Below are 15,439 nucleotides of genomic sequence, written 5' to 3'. Positions count from 1 at the left end.
TTCAGGAGTCAGCGCGCGGGACACACTCCGCAGAGCGCGGCGGGGCTATAGCTCAGTTGGTTAGAGCGCATCCCTGATAAGGATGAGGCCACAGGTTCAAATCCTGTTAGCCCCACCAGCAGAAAGACCCCCGGTCCACAGGGCCGGGGGTCTTTTGGCACCCACGGTTGACACCAATCGTCAGGAGGCGTGCAGGGGGCAACGTTCGTCGGCCGCCTGTACCGTGAGCGCTGCAGACCTCGGTGAAGGGTTGAGCGGGTGCCCGTGCAAGTGATCAGACGCGTCGTTGCCGGCACTCTCCTGCTCTGCGGAGCGGCGCTCGGTGCGCGGGAACTCCAGCGGCAGGCTTCCAGCCGCAGCGGGAAGAAGAGCCTGATGGGGCTTGCATTCGCCCTGTGTGCTGTTGGCGTGCTGATCAGCCAGGCATAGCGAAACAGGCTTCCTGCGGAGGGATGCCATGTCGGCGTGGATCATGTTGGGCTCCGGCTGCTTTGTCGTAGTCCTAGGCGTGTTGACCCTGACCGGCAGCCGCAGGGGCTCGTCGTGCTCGGCGCGGTGCTTCAGATCCGGGGTGGAGGGTTCGCCAAGCGTCGTGATGCCGGCGACGGACAGTGAGCAGTGCCGTTACTGACAGTGGCAGGTCCGGTGGCATACGACGAGACCCCCGACCGGTTCTGCCGGTCGGGGGTCTCTCTGTGCGGGTGCTGTACGCAAACTCGCCGTTGTGTCGATGTGTCGCCGGGGTGCCGCCCGGGGGCGTCAGGTCTGCAGCGGGGCCGTGTGCTCGGACGGGGCGGACGCCTCGTGGTCGGGGACGGGACGGCGGCGGCAGCCGGGGGACTTGCCGTGGGCTTCGGCCTGGATGCGCTGCTTCATCGTGGGGGGCAGTGACGCGGCGTACAACCGGGACCAGGGGGTCAGCAGCTGGGCCGCCACCTGGACAGCGGGGCTGCTGCACGGTTCCTCGGTCCGCGGTGCGGCCGCGGCGGTGGCCGCCGTGACGAATCCGAGCGCCGTGCACAGCGCGAGGAAGGCGGTCACGATGACGGTCCACAGCTTCATGACCCTGTTGCCGGCCATGGTCCCCTCACTTTCGGGTCGGGCGATTTGCGTACTTTGCTCATCATGTGTATGAGGGCCGCGAAGTGGTGGACCGACGCCCGTGGCGCGGCGATGTTCAGATGAACACCACTCGGATGGGCGTAAGAGAAAGAAATTGTTCTCACGTGGACCGAAGTTGGGGTCCGGATGTAGGTCACCGATCGATATCGGTCGGTGTGTATAGTCGGGCGCCAGAGGTCCCCTACGTCAACGAAAGACGAGGTCGCGCGGTGAAGAAGCTTCTCCTGGTCGCACTGGCCGCCATCGGCGGGCTCCTCGTGTACCGCCAGATCCAGGCGGATCGCGCCGAGCAGGATCTGTGGACGGAGGCGACTGACTCCGTGCCCACGGGTTCGTGAGTACCGGAAACACCGAAATCTGAGCAGGCCCCGACCGCCCTCGCGGTCGGGGTTTCGTGTTGCAGGATGGGCGACGGTCCGGTACAAGCGCGAGGGGGCGGGCATGGGGACGGGACGGTGGCCTACGGCGTGGTGGCGGACGGCGGTACGGTTCGCCGTCACCACGGCCCTGATCGGCGCGGTGACCGGCCTGCCGGGCGTCGCGGCCGCCGACGGCACCGCGACCGGGTCGCCGGGCGGCTACGCGTTCGCCCCGGGGGCCCGGTCCGTGAAGGGCACGGCGAGGACCACCGACGCCGAACAGCTCGAGCCCGGCCGGACCTACCGCAGCTCCCTGGCGAGGAAGGCCACGCTCTACTACCGCATCGACCTCACCGCCCCGGACACCGCCTACGTCCCCGTCACCGCCGTACCCCCGTCCGACGCGACCGTCGCGGCCACCGACGGCATCACCGTGTCGGTGCAGGACACCCACGGCACCTCCTGCTCCTACGCCTCCGCCCGCTTCGGCGGCGGCCTGAGCCCGCATCCCGTCACCGCGCTGGGCATGCGCGAGGCGGGCAGGACGCAGTGCCAGGGCGCGGGTCCGTACTACGTGGTCGTCGAACGCCTCGACGCGACCGCTTCCGGGTCCAAGTCCGGGTCCGGATCCGGGTCCGGCGGCGCGTCCTCCACCGAGGCATGGGGCCTCGAGATCGCCCCGGTCACCGAGCCACCCAGAGCCAAGGCCGACGGCACCGCGGCACCCGAGGACTGGGACTCCGCCTCCCCCGAGCCCCTCACCGGCACCCGCAAGGAGCGCACCGGCGGCGCGGGCTTCGCCGGTGCGCGGTCCCTCGGACAGGGCGTCTGGGGCACCCGTGTGCGGCCGGGCCAGACCCTCTTCTACAAGGTCCCCGTCGACTGGGGCCAGCAGCTGTACGCCACTGCCGAGCTCGGCAACACCACCGCCGGGCACGGCTATGTGACCGGCGCCCTCGGCCTGGCGCTGTACAACCCCGTCCGCGGTGACGTCGCCGACGCGGCGGACGGCTACACCGGCCGCCAGACGGCGGCCGCCCTCGACCCCCTGCCGCCCGTCGAGTACGCCAACCGGTACGCCGTGAGCGGCCAGGTCAACGCCATGCGCTTCGCCGGGTACTACTACCTCGCCGTCCATCTGGGCGGACAGGTCGCCGCCACCTTCGGCGACGGGCCGTACGAGCTGACACTGCGCGTCCGCGTCGAGGGCACACCGCACGCCGGCCCCGGCTACGCCGGGCAGTCCGAACCCGCGAAGCTCTTCGAAGTCACCGCCGGCGACCGGGAGGCCGCGATCACGGGCGAGGCCCCCGGGAGTGGTACCGCCATGAAGGCCCTCGCCGCCGGCGGCATCGGCGCCGGGACGCTGCTGCTGACAGGCCTCGGGCTGTGGACCCTGACCGCCCGGCGCAGGGCCGCGGCTCAGACGCGGGCCAGCGCCCAGAACCCGACCGCGTAGCAGGCTAGCGCCAGCAGCAGGACCGGGACGACGACGCTCCGCGTGGGCCCGGGCCGACGCCGGGGCTGTGCGGCGTGTGCGGCACGCGTGGCCCGGGGGACCTGGGGGACCTGGGGCACGTGGGGGACTTGGGCGGTGTACGGAGCGGTGGGGGTCGGCGGGTGCCCCGGGGCGTACGGGGGCGCCGACTCGGCGTACGACGGCGAGGGGGCCGACGGGGCGTACGGGGCGTACGGGGAGGCGTGCGCGGGGCTGTGGCTTTGTGTCGTGGGTGTGGGCGTGGGCATGGGCGCCTGTGGCGGCGTCGGCGTGGGCGTCCGCGTCGGCGGATGCTGCGGGGGCGGCAGGCGGAAGCTGCCGGTGTCCGAGACGGATCGGTCCGTCGGACCCGCGCCCGTGCTCGTACCCTCGTGCTCCCCGTCCGTGTACGCGCCTTCGTCCGCCCCCGGCTTCGAGCCCGCCCCCGACGGCCCCCGCGGACCGAACCCCGGGGGCAACGGGCCGAGTTGGTCGAAGATCTCGATCAGTTCGTCGTCGGGGCCGGGCTCCGGCAGGAGTTCCGCGGCGGCGACGAGGGCCTTGCGCGCCCCCGTGGCGGTCCGGAAGCGGGCTTGTGGGTCCGGCTGCAGCAGGGCGGCCACGACCTGCCACAACGGCTCGGGAACGCCTTTGGGCGCGGCGGGCGTGCCGTGTTCCACGAAGTACTGGATGAGGGCCTTCGCGTCGGGCTTGGCGCCCTCGAGCAGGTACAGGGCGACCAGGCCGACGGCGAACAGGTCGGCGGGGAAGTCCGGTTCGGCGCCGAGCATCTGCTCCGGCGCGAGGTAACCGGGCGTCCCCACCACGAGGTTGGTCTCCGTCAGCCGCGGCTCGCCCAGCCGCATCGCGATGCCGAAGTCGGACAGGCGGAGCCGGGGACGGCCGGTACCGGTGGCCTCCAGAAGGATGTTGGCGGGCTTGATGTCCCGGTGGATCACCCCTTCGGCGTGCACCGCGGCCAGGCCGGCCAGAAGTTGGTCGAGGAGCGTGCAGACGAACCGCGGCGGCAGGGGACCGTAGTCCCCGACCAGGTGGACCAGTGAGCCGCCGGCGACCAGGTCCATGGTGAACAGGACCTTGTCGTCGTCCGCGGCCCAGCTCGCCGGAGCGAGCACATGAGGGTGGTCGATCCGCAGGGCCTGCTCCCGCACGAAGCGCAGGAGGGAGTGGGCGTCGCGCTGCTGCAGCACCTTGGCGGCCACGTAACGGCGACGGCGTTGGTCCCAGGCACGCCAGACCGCGCCCACTCCGCCGCGTCCGATCGGGTCGACCAGTTCGTACCGCCCGGCGAAGATCTCACCCATGACCGTCCGTCGCTCCTCCCCCTGCGGCCCCCGTGCGCTTCCCCCGTGACGCGCTTCCCCCGTGACGTGCTTCCCCCGTGACGTGCTTCCCCCGTGACGAGAGCTACGACCCCTCCCCGGGCCGTGGAATCAGCTCTGGTGGGACTGGTAGTGCGCCACCGCGTCGGAGGTGCGGCCGGCGCCGTACACCCGCAGGAACTCCGCGAGTTCCGGATGGCTCGGGGCCAGGGTGTCGGCGGCGTCGATGATGTCGCCGGCTGCGGCCACCGAGCGCAGCAGCGACTGGATCTCGCGGACCACCCGCTTCACCGTGGGCGCGCCCGAACTGCTCGTCGTCTGCGTGGTGTTGCTGAGCACCGATCCCCCCTGGGACTTCTTGATCTCGTCCATCCGCTCGGTCGCCTCCGCGGCGCTGACACTGCCGTCGGCGACCTGCCCCGCCAGGTCCTGCAGCAGCTGTACCCGCTGGACGACCGCCGGATTGCCGATCTTCGCGCGCTGACCGCTCATCAGCTGCGACAGCATCGGCGCGGACAGTCCGAGAACCGCCGCGAGACGAGCCTGGTTGAGACCAAGATCGTCGATGAGCTTACGGAAGAGCGCCCCCAACGGCTCCCCGTACCAGTTCCGCTGCAGCTCCCGCGCTCTTGCGGTGGCTTCCTGCTGTGCGGCGTCCATTGCGTCTCCCCATCGCTTCCCCTGAACGTGGGTTCGCTGTAGCGAACCACGAGGGGCATCTTACGGAGCGTGGTCGCCGACGGGGACCCCAACTTTTTTGCGAGATCCCGGGGGTGACCCGGTACTCTGGTCTGCGGCGCCCTCCGGTGTGTGATTCTTCCGGGGGATGCCTGCATTCGGGGCCTTAGCTCAGTTGGTAGAGCGCTGTCTTTGCATGGCAGATGTCAGGGGTTCGACTCCCCTAGGCTCCACAGCACAAAAGCCCCTCCGGCCTGCGACTCAGCAGATCGGAGGGGCTTTCGCGTGCGCGGGCCGCGCTGGGTGCGCGATGTACGGCCGGGCACGTGTCCAGGAGCCGTCCGGGCACCGGACCGGCCCCTCGCCGTGCCTCTCCGGGCAGTATTCGCGGCCGATGCGGCTCACCACGGCTCACCCGGCGGCGATACGCACTGTTTGCGGCGATTTGCAGATGTTTGCGAAAAAACAGTGGGGCGGGAGACCAGGGTCTCCGGCCCCACTGTTTTCGCCGACGCCGACGCTGACTGCGGCGCTGGCTCCGGCGGCGCGGCGTCAGCCGCGCTCGTCGCGGTCCGCCGCGTCCTCCTCGGCGTCCTTGGCCGCTTTGGCCTGGACCTCGGGGTCGAGCGGGGCCTCACCGCTGCCGTCGACCGACGACAGTCGGCCCGACTCGGGCACCTCCGTCGCGGCGGGCGGCTCCACCAGCCAGTCGGGGTTGGCCTGCTTGTCCCACCACTTCCAGGCGGCGAAGGCACCGCCGGCCACGGCGCCCACCACGGCCAGTGCCTTGGCCAGGCGCCCCGCCCTGGCCCGCCTTCGGTGCTTGCGGGCCAGCTTCTGGATCTCCTTCGGCGTCACCTGGCCGCGCAGCGCGGCCAGCGCGGCGGCACCCCGCGCGGCGGCCTCGTCGCGTACCGGCCCGGCGGCCGCCACCGCCTGCTCGATCCTCGGCCGCGAGTAGTCGGCGGCCTGCCGAGCGGCCTTGCGGGTCCGGACGGCCGCTTGGTGGGCCGCCTGGTCGACCTTCGGTGGGACATGGGACATGGCCTGCGTACGGGCCACTTCCAGCCGGGGTGCGAGACGGGCGTCGTACTGGGCGCGGGCCTGTCCGGCGGCCTGCGTCACCTTGGGCGCGAGCCGTACACGTGCCTCCTGCGCGTAGTGCGCGGCACGCTCCTTGGCCGTGTCGGCGTAGGGCGCCACCACTTCCGCGGCGTGCAGCACGCTGTCCTTCGCCGAGCCGGTCGCGGCGCGCACGCTGTCGATGCGGGTCACGGGTTCCTCCTCCTCGGTGGCGTACGGTATTTCGACTTTCCACCCTTTTACGGATCATGCCTGTCGGTGGGACATGCGGCATGCGAGGACGGGCATACGGGTGCCGCCCTGAACCGCTCACGCCCCGTGCCCCGCATGCATAACGGGTGAATACTGGGCAACAAGCGCCTGTCGTCGACAATGCCGACAATGCCACGGATCGCCGTCGCGCGCGCCCGTGCCGGAACGATTCGCGCCCATACGACACCGTCGGACCACGCACGGCCCGGAGCGTGCAAGGATCAGGGGGTCACAGGAAGACAACGGAAGGCAGATCGTGGCCGAGCAGCTCTACGCCACCCTGAAGACCAACCACGGCGACATCGAGGTCCGGCTCTTCCCGAACCACGCGCCGAAGACGGTCAGGAACTTCGTCGAGCTCGCCCAGGGCGAGCGGGAGTGGAAGCACCCGGCCACCGGCGTGACGAGCCAGGACAAGCTCTACGACGGCACGATCTTCCACCGGGTGATCAGCGGCTTCATGATCCAGGGCGGCGACCCGCTCGGCAGCGGCATCGGCGGCCCCGGATACGAGTTCGAGGACGAGTTCCACCCGGACCTGTCCTTCAACAAGCCCTACCTCCTCGCCATGGCCAACGCCGGACCCGGCACCAACGGCTCGCAGTTCTTCATCACCGTCTCCCCGACGACCTGGCTGAACCGCAAGCACACCATCTTCGGCGAGGTCGCCGACCCGGCCGGCCAGAAGGTCGTGGACGCCATCGCCGCGGTCCCCACCACCAAGCCCAACGACCGGCCGGTCAACGACGTCGTCATCGAGTCCGTCGTCATCGAGCGACGCCAGGGCTGAGACGGGCCGGGGAACCAATAGTCCCGCTCGTCCGTAAGGATGAGCGGGGTGGCGCAGTGGCCACGAGACGACCGAGGTGACTCCCATGGACCAGGAGGCCGCAGGCAGCGCGCAGGCCGCCGCGAGCGTGCCCGTGTGCTACCGGCACCCGGATCGCGAGACCGGCATCCGCTGCACCCGGTGCGAGCGCCCCATCTGCCCCGAGTGCATGGTCAGCGCCTCCGTGGGCTTCCAGTGCCCCGACTGCGTCCGCGGCGGTTCCGGCACGGGCCCGGCGCCGTCCGCCTCCCGGCCCCGCACCCTCGCCGGAGGCACGGTCACCGCGGACCCCCGGCTGGTCACCAAGCTGCTGATCGGCCTGAACCTGGCCGTGTACCTGGTGCAGATGTCCGTCGGGAACCGGTTCACCGACCGGTTCGAACTCCTGGGCCAGGCCTATGTACCGTTGCTCGGCTCCGTCGAGGGCATCGCCCAGGGGCAGTGGTACCGACTCGTGACCGCCATGTTCCTGCACGGCGGCTACATCCACATCCTGTTCAACATGCTCAGCCTGTGGTGGATCGGAGCACCTCTGGAGGCCGCCCTCGGCCGCGCCCGCTACCTGGCCCTCTACTTCACCTCGGGACTGGCCGGCAGCGCACTCACGTATCTCATCGCCGAGCCCAACCAGGCCTCGCTCGGCGCCTCCGGCGCGATCTTCGGCCTCTTCGGTGCGACCGCCGTGCTGATGCGCCGGCTCAACTACGACATGCGGCCGATCGTCGCCCTGCTGGTGATCAACCTCGTCTTCACCTTCAACCCGGGCATGAACATCGCCTGGCAGGCCCACATCGGCGGCCTCGTGGCAGGCCTCGCATGCGGTTACGCCATGGTTCACGCCCCACGCCGACGGCGCGCCTTGATCCAGTACGGCAGCTGCGCGCTCGTGCTGGCCGTCGTGGTGCTGCTGACGCTGGTCAGGACCGCTCAGCTCACCTGATACCGAACCGTTGTCCACAGTCTGTGGTGGATCTGGTGCACAGGGTGCGGACACAGCTGCGCCCCCTGCCGCTCAGGTGAGTTTTCCCAGGTCAGACAGGGGGCGTGAGTGTGGTCGTCGGGTAGTAGGGCAGTCGTACCGGCGTCAACGTCCGACGGGTTATCCACAGATCGTCGTTTTCTATCCCCAGCGTGTGGACAGGGGCTGTGGATAACTCAACGGATAACCCTGGGCAGAGCTGCGTTCACCGGGAAGCAGGCGCTACTTCCACTGCGTGGAGACGCCGAACCCCGCGGCGATGAAGCCGAAGCCGACCACGATGTTCCAGTTGTCCAGCTTGTCGATCGGCAGGGACCCGTCCGTCACGTAGAAGACGACGATCCAGGCCAGGCCGATGAGGAACATCGCCAACATGACGGGCGCGACCCAGGCCCGGTTGGTCAGCTTGATGGCCGTGGCCTGCTTCGACGGCGGCGGCGTGTAGTCGGCCTTCTTGCGGATACGTGACTTCGGCACGAGGGTCTCTCCTGTCGATGCGCTGCGTGGCCGCGCAGGTGGCTGGGTCGGGCTCCGGGGCAGCGTACAAGGGCACACTGAGCGCTCCCCCGGGCGTCCGTTAGCGTAGTGCTTCCGCGGCGCCGAAGGAGATAAGGGTACGTTGAGCAATTCTGCCGACTCTCCCGGGACGGGATCAACGGGTTCCACCGCTGGCGGCCCCGACGCCCCTGTCCCGCCTGCCACCATCGTCCCCCCTGTCCCGCCTGCGCGAGGTTCCCGTTTCCGGCCGGTGCGGGTCCTGACCGCGGCGGTCTTCGCCCTCGCCGGGCTGATCTTCTTCACCAGCTTCGACACGGCCAAGGGCACGGACATCCGCACGGACTCCTCCTTGCTGAAGCTGTCGGACCTCATCCAGGAGCGCAGCCACAAGAACAAGGGGCTGGACGAGTCCAACGCGGCCCTGCGGGACGACGTCGAGTCGCTGGCCGAGCGGGACGACGGCAGCACCAAGGCGCAGGACGAGAAGCTCTCCGGGCTGGAGAAGAACGCGGGGACGGAGAAGCTCAAGGGCAAGGCGATCACGGTCACGCTCAACGACGCCCCGCCGAACGCCACCGCCAAGCTCCCCGGCTATCCCGAGCCTCAGCCCGACTACCTGGTCATCCACCAGCAGGACCTGCAGGCCGTGGTGAACGCCCTGTGGCAGGGCGGGGCCAAGGGCATCAAGGTCATGGACCAGCGGCTGATCTCCACCAGCGCGGTGCGCTGCGTGGGCAACACCCTGATCCTCCAGGGCCAGGTCTACTCGCCGCCGTACAAGATCACGGCGGTCGGAGATCCGACGAAGCTGGAGCAGGCGCTGTCGGACTCCCAGGCGATCCAGACCTACATGGTGTACGTGAACGTCTACGGCCTCGGCTGGAAAGTCACCGAGGACGGGACGGTGACTCTGCCGGGCTACTCGGGCACAGTGGACCTGCACTACGCGAAGCCCGTGAAGTAGGTGCCCCCTCCAGGAGCCGCCGGTGCGCGTGATCGTCAGGACCGTCAGCGAGCTCTGCATCACCGTGGGCACCCTGATCGTGCTGTTCGTGGTCTACGTGCTGTTCTGGACCGGCGTCAAGGCCGACAGGGTGATGAACGACCAGATCGACCAGCTGCAGCGGCAGTGGTCGCAGGGGGCCGTGCATCCCACGAACCCCGCGTCGGCTTCAGGCTCCCGTGCTCCCGCGTCCCGCGCTCCCGCGAAACCCGCGGCCTACACGTACGGCAAGCCCTTCGCGATCATGTACATCCCCCGGCTCGGTTTCACGTGGAACAAGCCCGTGCTCGAGGGCACCGGCACGGACGTGCTGAAGAAGGGGCTCGCCCACTACGGGCGCACCGCGCGGCTGGGTCAGGAGGGCAACTTCGCCGTCGCGGGTCACCGGCGTACGTACGGCGACCCCTTCAAGGACTTTCCCGAGCTGCGGCCCGGGGACGCGGTCGTGCTGACGGACGGAACCACCTGGTTCACGTATCGGATCGACAAAGGGCCTTACAAAACCGTCCCGAGTGATGTTGAAGTGATCGACCCTGTGCCACGTAAGTCCGGGTACACGCGTCCGGGACGGTATCTGACACTGACCACGTGCGATCCCGAATGGGGGCACAGTCACCGGCTGATCGTCTGGGCGCACCTGGACTCCACACAGCCTGTGGAGGCAGGCAGACCGAAGGCTCTGCGCCGTTAGTCTGGTGAGGTACGGCGTGAGTCTGGTGCCGTGGGTGGAACGGAAGGGACGGCATGTACGGCTGGATCTGGCGGCATCTGCCGGGAAGCGCGTGGGTGAAGGCGCTGATCTCACTGTTGCTGGTGCTGGCCGTGGTCTACGTGCTCTTCCAGTACGTCTTCCCCTGGGCCGAGCCGCTGCTGCCCTTCAACGATGTGACGGTGGACAACCAGTGAGTGCGCGGATTCTCGTCGTCGACAACTACGACAGCTTCGTCTTCAACCTGGTCCAGTACCTGTACCAGCTGGGCGCCGAGTGCGAGGTGCTGCGCAACGACGAGGTGTCGACGGCCCACGCCCAGGACGGTTTCGACGGGGTGCTGCTGTCGCCGGGACCGGGAACTCCGGAGGAGGCGGGGGTGTGCGTGGACATGGTCCGGCACTGCGCCTCGACGGGTGTCCCGGTGTTCGGTGTCTGTCTGGGCATGCAGTCGATGCAGGTGGCGTACGGCGGTGTGGTGGACCGCGCGCCGGAGCTGCTGCACGGCAAGACCTCGCTGGTGGAGCACGAGGGACGGGGTGTCTTCGCGGGGCTGCCGTCCCCGTTCACGGCGACCCGCTACCACTCCCTGGCGGCCGAGCCGGCGACGGTGCCGACCGAGCTCCAGGTGACCGCCCGTACGCAGGACGGCATCATCATGGGGCTGCGCCACCGTGAACTGCCCGTCGAGGGTGTGCAGTTCCATCCCGAGTCGGTGCTCACCGAGCACGGCCACCGGATGCTGGCCAACTGGCTGGCGGAGTGCGGCGACCAGGGGGCCGTGGCCAGGTCGGCGGGGCTCGCCCCGGTGGTGGGCAGGGCCACGGCGTGACCGCGCTGCGCCCGGAGCGCGAGACCGATGCCTCGTACGGGGATCAGTCGTACGAGGCTTCCGGTGCGCGTGGGGACTGGTACGGGCCGGGGGCGCACGAGGAGCCGTATCCGCGTCCCGTCGACGAGGAGACGATGGCGCTGCGGATACCGGATCCGCTGCCCCGGCGGGCTTCTGAGGCCTCTTACGCCACTTCTGCCACACGAACCCGGTCCGGTGGCCGGGCGGCCCGCAGAAAGGCCGCCAAGCGTCGTGGTGGGCGCCATAGCGCCGCTCGGGAGGCCGTGGAGGAGCCGCCGGAGGAGCCGAAGACCGGGACGCCGCTGTCACGTGTCGAGGCCCGGCGGGCGGCCAAGGCCCGTAAACCGGGCGCTGCCGTCGTCGCGAGCCGGGTGATCGGCGAGGTGTTCATCACCACCGGCGTGGTGATGCTGCTGTTCGTCACCTACCAACTGTGGTGGACGAACGTGCGTGCGCACGCTCAGGCCGGCAAGGAGGCGGACACCCTCCAGCAGGACTGGGCGAGCGGCAAGCGCGCCCCGGGGACCTTCGAGCCGGGGCAGGGCTTCGCCATCCTGCACATCCCCAAGCTGGACGTGGTGGCGCCGATAGCGGAGGGCGTCAGCAACAAGAAGGTGCTCGACAAGGGCATGGTGGGCCACTACGGCGAGGGTGCGCTGAAGACGGCGATGCCGAGCGCGAAGACGGGCAACTTCGGCCTGGCCGCCCACCGCAACACGCACGGTGAGCCCTTCCGGTACATCAACCGGCTGCAGAAGGGTGACGCGGTGGTCGTGGAGACGCAGGACACCTACTACGTCTACAAGATGACCTCGATGCTGCCCGTGACGGCCCCCTCGAACACGAGTGTGCTGGATCCCATCCCGAAGGGCTCGGGTTTCACCGGGCCGGGCCGCTACATAACCCTGACCACGTGCACGCCGGAGTTCACCAGCAAGTACCGGCTGATCGTCTGGGGCAAGATGGTCGAGGAACGGCCGCGCAGCAAGGGCAAGCCGGATGCGCTCGTCGAGTAAGGGCAGATGAACAGTGGCAGCGACCGCCGACGACACCGAAGCACACACGGATGCGCCCGAGGCGGCGCGCACTCCCCGGCGCCGGCGAACGGGCCGGATCGCGATGGCGGTCAGCTTCTTCGGTGAACTCCTCATCACGGCGGGCCTGGTGCTCGGCCTCTTCGTCGTCTACTCCCTGTGGTGGACGAACGTCGTCGCCGACCGCACGGCGCACAAGCAGGCCGACAAGGTCCGTGACGACTGGGCCCACGGCTCGTCGAACGCCGGTGGGCCCGGGGCGCTGGACACCAAGGACGGCATCGGTTTCCTGCACGTCCCGGCGATGAGGAACGGCGAGGTCCTGGTGGAGAAGGGCACGTCGACGGACGTGCTGAACGACGGTGTGGCCGGCTACTACACGGACCCGGTCAAGGCCACGCTCCCGACCTCCGGCAAGACGGGCAATTTCGCCCTCGCGGCCCACCGTGACGGCCACGGCGCCAAGTTCCACAACATCGACAAGGTGAGGGTGGGCGACCCGATCGTCTTCGAGACGAAGGACAAGTGGTACGTCTACAAGGTCTTCGACATCCTCCCGGAGACCTCGAAGTACAACGTCAAGGTCCTGACCTCGGTCCCGAAGGAGTCGGGCGTCACGAAGCGCGGCCACTACATCACCCTGACGACGTGCACGCCGGTGTTCACGTCCCGGTACCGGTACGTGGTGTGGGGGGAACTGGTCCGCGTGGACAAGGTGGACGGCAAGCGGACACCGCCGAAGGAACTGCGCGGCTAGCACTGTGCAAGCCGCGAACGGCCCTGCGGAGCGGTCCGCAGGGCCATTCGTATGTTCGCCGGCTGACCGTGGTCAGCGGGTCGTGGTCAGCCGGTGCCGGTCAGGTCGGCGGCGGTGTCCCGGGCCAGGGTGCAAGGCGACCGGGTCTTTTCCGTCATCGGCGATGTCGTACTCGACCTTGCCGTCGGCGGACATGCCCGTCGTGTCGGCCGGGTTCCAGACGCAGGTGATGGTGCTGCTGCCGGACTCGTACGAGTGAGCATCGTGCTCCCCACCGAACCGGTCGGCGAGGAGCACGATGTGGAGCCGGGCAGGACGTCAGCCGGTCACACCGCCGAAGACGTTGTTTCCGCCGTCGTTGTTTCCGCCGTTGTTCCCACCGTCGTTGTTGCCGTTGCCGAAGCCGACGGTCTGCAGGGTGATCGGAGTGTTGCCGGGGTCTCCCACCTGGGAATTCCCCTGCGGGTTTTGGTTGACGACGATCGCCGTGTCGCTCTGGTCGCTGCCGTTGGCGAACTGGATATTGGTGAACCCGGCCTTCTGCAACGTCTCCCTGGCCTGCTTCACGTTCTGCCCGCGTACGTCCGGCACCGGCGTCTGCTGGTTCTGCTTGGCCTTGCCGATCTGGATCTGCACCGGGGAGTTCTTGCTGAGCTGGGTGCCGGCTGCCGGGTCGGTAGCGATGACCTTGTCGACCTTGGACTGGTCGTCGGTCTCCACGTCGGTGCAGTTGCCGACCAGGTTGTTGGACGCCATCAGGGCCTTGGCCTCGTCGCAGGACTTGCCGGTGGCGTCGGGGACGGTCGCCTTCGCCTCGGCCTTGGCCACGGTGAGGGTGATCGTCGTGCCCTTCTGCTGCGTCGTGCCGCCCTTCGGATTCTGGGCGGTGACGATGCCCGGGGGCTGGGTGGACACCACGACCTTCTTGTCGACTTCGAAGCCCTTCTCCTTGAGCTGGGCCTCGGCCTGGTCGAACTGGATGCCGCGGACGTCCGGCACCTGGACCTTCGGCGTGCCCGTCGACACGGTCAGGGTGACGGTGTCGCCCTTCTTCACGTCCGTGCCCTCGGTCGGGTTCTGGGCGCAGACCGTCTTCGCCGGTTTGCCGCAGGCCTTCTTGGTGATCGAGACCTTCAGGTCGCGGTTCTGGGCCATGCTTTCCGCTTCGGACTGCGTGTGGTCCACGAAGTTCGGAGCCGGGAAGGTCTCGTCACCCGCGTTGTGCCCGGGGAACGCGTACTTCCCGATCAGGATCGCGCCCACCAGCACCAGGATGCCCGCCACGACGAGCAGGATGGTGGAGGTGTTGTTCTTCTTCGGCTGGCGGCGCCGGTCCGGGCGGTCGTCGTAGCCGAAGCCGCCGTCGTCCGGGTTCATCGGCGGCAGCATGGTCGTGGCGCCGGCGCCCGCTTCGGAGCGCAGGGCCGTGGTCGGCTGGTCGTCGGGGTAGCCGCCGTAGCCCACCGAGCCCAGCGCCGCCGTGGCCGCGACGGGCTGGCCGTCGAGGCAGGCCTCGATGTCGGCGCGCATCTCGTCGGCCGACTGGTAGCGGTAGTCGGGGTCCTTGACCAGGGCCTTGAGGACGATCGCGTCCATCTCGGGCGTGATCTCGGGGTCGAAGACGCTCGGCGGCTGCGGTTCCTCGCGGACGTGCTGGTAGGCGACGGCCACGGGGGAGTCGCCGACGAAGGGCGGGCGGACCGTCAACAGCTCGTAGAGGAGACACCCGGTCGAATAGAGGTCCGAGCGGGCGTCGACCTGCTCGCCCTTGGCCTGCTCGGGCGACAGGTACTGGGCGGTGCCGATGACCGCTGCCGTCTGGGTCATGGTCATGCCGGAGTCGCCCATGGCGCGGGCGATGCCGAAGTCCATCACCTTGACCTGGCCGTTGCGCGTGAGCATGACGTTCGCCGGCTTGATGTCGCGGTGGACGATGCCGCTGCGGTGGGCGTACTCCAGGCCCTGGAGGATGCCGATGGTCATCTCCATCGACCGCTCCGGCAGCAGCTTGCGGCCGCTGTGAAGAAGCTCACGGAGCGTGGAGCCGTCGACGTACTCCATCACGATGTACGGGATCGAGACCCCGTCGATGTAGTCCTCGCCCGTGTCGTAGACCGCGACGATCGCGGGATGGTTGAGTGAGGCGGCCGACTGGGCCTCCCGGCGGAACCGGGCCTGGAAGGACGGGTCGCGCGCGAGGTCCGCGCGCAGCGTCTTCACCGCCACGGTGCGGCCGAGGCGCGTGTCATGAGCGAGGTAGACCTCGGCCATGCCACCACGGCCGAGCACCTGGCCCAGCTCGTACCGGCCGCCGAGGCGACGCGGCTCTTCCATAGTTCCCTACCAGCCCTCTCCGTCGGTCCCGGCCGTCACATGTGTGTGCAGCCGGAGGCTGTCGTCCGGGCCTACCGTACCCGGCTCGCTTTGTGTGACCTGGCCAAGCCCGTCACCCGATACAGGACC

The 15,439-nt window shown here is 69.2% G+C and carries 17 protein-coding genes and 2 tRNA genes; 12 read left to right on the top strand and 7 right to left on the bottom strand.

Annotated features, from left to right (window positions below; translation table 11 throughout):
• Nucleotides 1–41 precede the first annotated feature (41 nt).
• A tRNA-Ile gene (locus ACFYZQ_RS10810) sits at nt 42–118 on the top strand.
• A 641-nt stretch (nt 119–759) separates the two neighbouring features.
• On the opposite strand, the gene ACFYZQ_RS10805 is transcribed toward ACFYZQ_RS10810, so the two are convergent.
• Nucleotides 760–1,080 carry a DUF6344 domain-containing protein gene (locus ACFYZQ_RS10805; protein ID WP_389144430.1) on the bottom strand — a complete coding sequence of 107 codons (321 nt, stop codon included), beginning with the start codon at nt 1,078–1,080 and terminating at the stop codon, nt 760–762.
• A gap of 251 nt (nt 1,081–1,331) precedes the next feature.
• Here ACFYZQ_RS10805 and ACFYZQ_RS10800 point away from each other — a divergent pair, with 251 nt between their 5' ends.
• Nucleotides 1,332–1,460: a DLW-39 family protein gene (locus ACFYZQ_RS10800; RefSeq protein ID WP_003999697.1), complete on the top strand. Its 129-nt coding sequence runs from the start codon at nt 1,332–1,334 to the stop codon at nt 1,458–1,460.
• Nucleotides 1,461–1,563: 103 nt separating this feature from the next.
• A complete protein-coding gene (locus tag ACFYZQ_RS10795; protein WP_389144427.1) occupies nt 1,564–2,940 on the top strand; it encodes a hypothetical protein in 1,377 nt (458 codons plus the stop codon).
• Here ACFYZQ_RS10795 and ACFYZQ_RS10790 read toward each other — a convergent pair.
• Complete coding sequence (locus tag ACFYZQ_RS10790) at nt 2,904–4,283, bottom strand: protein kinase (protein ID WP_389144424.1); 1,380 nt, start codon at nt 4,281–4,283, stop codon at nt 2,904–2,906. The two genes, ACFYZQ_RS10795 and ACFYZQ_RS10790, sit on opposite strands and share 37 nt — an antisense overlap.
• A gap of 129 nt (nt 4,284–4,412) precedes the next feature.
• Nucleotides 4,413–4,961, bottom strand: coding sequence for a helix-turn-helix domain-containing protein (locus tag ACFYZQ_RS10785; protein WP_388792565.1), 549 nt, complete (start codon nt 4,959–4,961; stop codon nt 4,413–4,415).
• A 178-nt stretch (nt 4,962–5,139) separates the two neighbouring features.
• Between ACFYZQ_RS10785 and ACFYZQ_RS10780 the strand changes: the two genes are divergently transcribed.
• Nucleotides 5,140–5,212: transfer RNA gene (locus ACFYZQ_RS10780), tRNA-Ala, on the top strand.
• 319 nt (nt 5,213–5,531) lie between these two features.
• Here the strand turns inward: ACFYZQ_RS10780 and ACFYZQ_RS10775 are convergent.
• On the bottom strand, nt 5,532–6,254 hold the full coding sequence (locus ACFYZQ_RS10775) for a DUF5324 family protein (protein WP_389144421.1): 723 nt from the start codon (nt 6,252–6,254) through the stop codon (nt 5,532–5,534).
• Nucleotides 6,255–6,570: 316 nt separating this feature from the next.
• Between ACFYZQ_RS10775 and ACFYZQ_RS10770 the strand changes: the two genes are divergently transcribed.
• Both ACFYZQ_RS10770 and ACFYZQ_RS10765 read left to right on the top strand, forming a co-directional pair.
• A complete protein-coding gene (locus ACFYZQ_RS10770) occupies nt 6,571–7,104 on the top strand; it encodes a peptidylprolyl isomerase (RefSeq protein WP_389144418.1) in 534 nt (177 codons plus the stop codon).
• 85 nt (nt 7,105–7,189) lie between these two features.
• Nucleotides 7,190–8,083 (top strand): rhomboid family intramembrane serine protease, encoded by an 894-nt coding sequence (locus ACFYZQ_RS10765; RefSeq protein WP_389144415.1) that lies wholly within the window; start codon nt 7,190–7,192, stop codon nt 8,081–8,083.
• A 261-nt stretch (nt 8,084–8,344) separates the two neighbouring features.
• Here ACFYZQ_RS10765 and crgA read toward each other — a convergent pair whose 3' ends face one another.
• Nucleotides 8,345–8,599 (bottom strand): cell division protein CrgA, encoded by a 255-nt coding sequence (crgA, locus tag ACFYZQ_RS10760; protein ID WP_132855222.1) that lies wholly within the window; start codon nt 8,597–8,599, stop codon nt 8,345–8,347.
• Nucleotides 8,600–8,741: 142 nt separating this feature from the next.
• Between crgA and ACFYZQ_RS10755 the strand changes: the two genes are divergently transcribed.
• From ACFYZQ_RS10755 to ACFYZQ_RS10730, 6 genes are read left to right on the top strand one after another with little or no spacing between them, the layout of a single operon-like run.
• A complete protein-coding gene (locus ACFYZQ_RS10755; RefSeq protein ID WP_389144412.1) occupies nt 8,742–9,584 on the top strand; it encodes a DUF881 domain-containing protein in 843 nt (280 codons plus the stop codon).
• Nucleotides 9,585–9,606: 22 nt separating this feature from the next.
• Nucleotides 9,607–10,314, top strand: coding sequence for a class E sortase (locus ACFYZQ_RS10750; protein WP_389144410.1), 708 nt, complete (start codon nt 9,607–9,609; stop codon nt 10,312–10,314).
• A gap of 53 nt (nt 10,315–10,367) precedes the next feature.
• Nucleotides 10,368–10,529 carry a hypothetical protein gene (locus tag ACFYZQ_RS10745; RefSeq protein WP_037674919.1) on the top strand — a complete coding sequence of 54 codons (162 nt, stop codon included), beginning with the start codon at nt 10,368–10,370 and terminating at the stop codon, nt 10,527–10,529.
• A complete protein-coding gene (locus tag ACFYZQ_RS10740) occupies nt 10,526–11,164 on the top strand; it encodes an aminodeoxychorismate/anthranilate synthase component II (protein ID WP_389144407.1) in 639 nt (212 codons plus the stop codon). The genes ACFYZQ_RS10745 and ACFYZQ_RS10740 overlap by 4 nt, the downstream gene beginning before the upstream one ends.
• Nucleotides 11,161–12,201: a class E sortase gene (locus ACFYZQ_RS10735; protein WP_389144404.1), complete on the top strand. Its 1,041-nt coding sequence runs from the start codon at nt 11,161–11,163 to the stop codon at nt 12,199–12,201. The genes ACFYZQ_RS10740 and ACFYZQ_RS10735 overlap by 4 nt, the downstream gene beginning before the upstream one ends.
• A 13-nt stretch (nt 12,202–12,214) precedes the next feature.
• Complete coding sequence (locus ACFYZQ_RS10730; protein ID WP_389144401.1) at nt 12,215–12,976, top strand: class E sortase; 762 nt, start codon at nt 12,215–12,217, stop codon at nt 12,974–12,976.
• A 72-nt stretch (nt 12,977–13,048) separates the two neighbouring features.
• On the opposite strand, the gene ACFYZQ_RS10725 is transcribed toward ACFYZQ_RS10730, so the two are convergent.
• Both ACFYZQ_RS10725 and pknB read right to left on the bottom strand, forming a co-directional pair.
• Nucleotides 13,049–13,273: a hypothetical protein gene (locus ACFYZQ_RS10725; protein WP_389144399.1), complete on the bottom strand. Its 225-nt coding sequence runs from the start codon at nt 13,271–13,273 to the stop codon at nt 13,049–13,051.
• 21 nt (nt 13,274–13,294) lie between these two features.
• The gene (gene pknB / locus ACFYZQ_RS10720; protein ID WP_389144396.1) at nt 13,295–15,310 is read right to left on the bottom strand and encodes a Stk1 family PASTA domain-containing Ser/Thr kinase; all 2,016 of its coding nucleotides are present in this window, start codon (nt 15,308–15,310) and stop codon (nt 13,295–13,297) included.
• Nucleotides 15,311–15,439 lie beyond the last annotated feature (129 nt).

Origin of the sequence: Streptomyces sp. NPDC001843, from assembly GCF_042891955.1 — a bacterium.
Classification (GTDB): domain Bacteria; phylum Actinomycetota; class Actinomycetes; order Streptomycetales; family Streptomycetaceae; genus Streptomyces.
The sequence above is the reverse complement of the archived record's forward strand: the minus strand, read 5'-3'. Positions and strand labels throughout refer to the sequence as shown.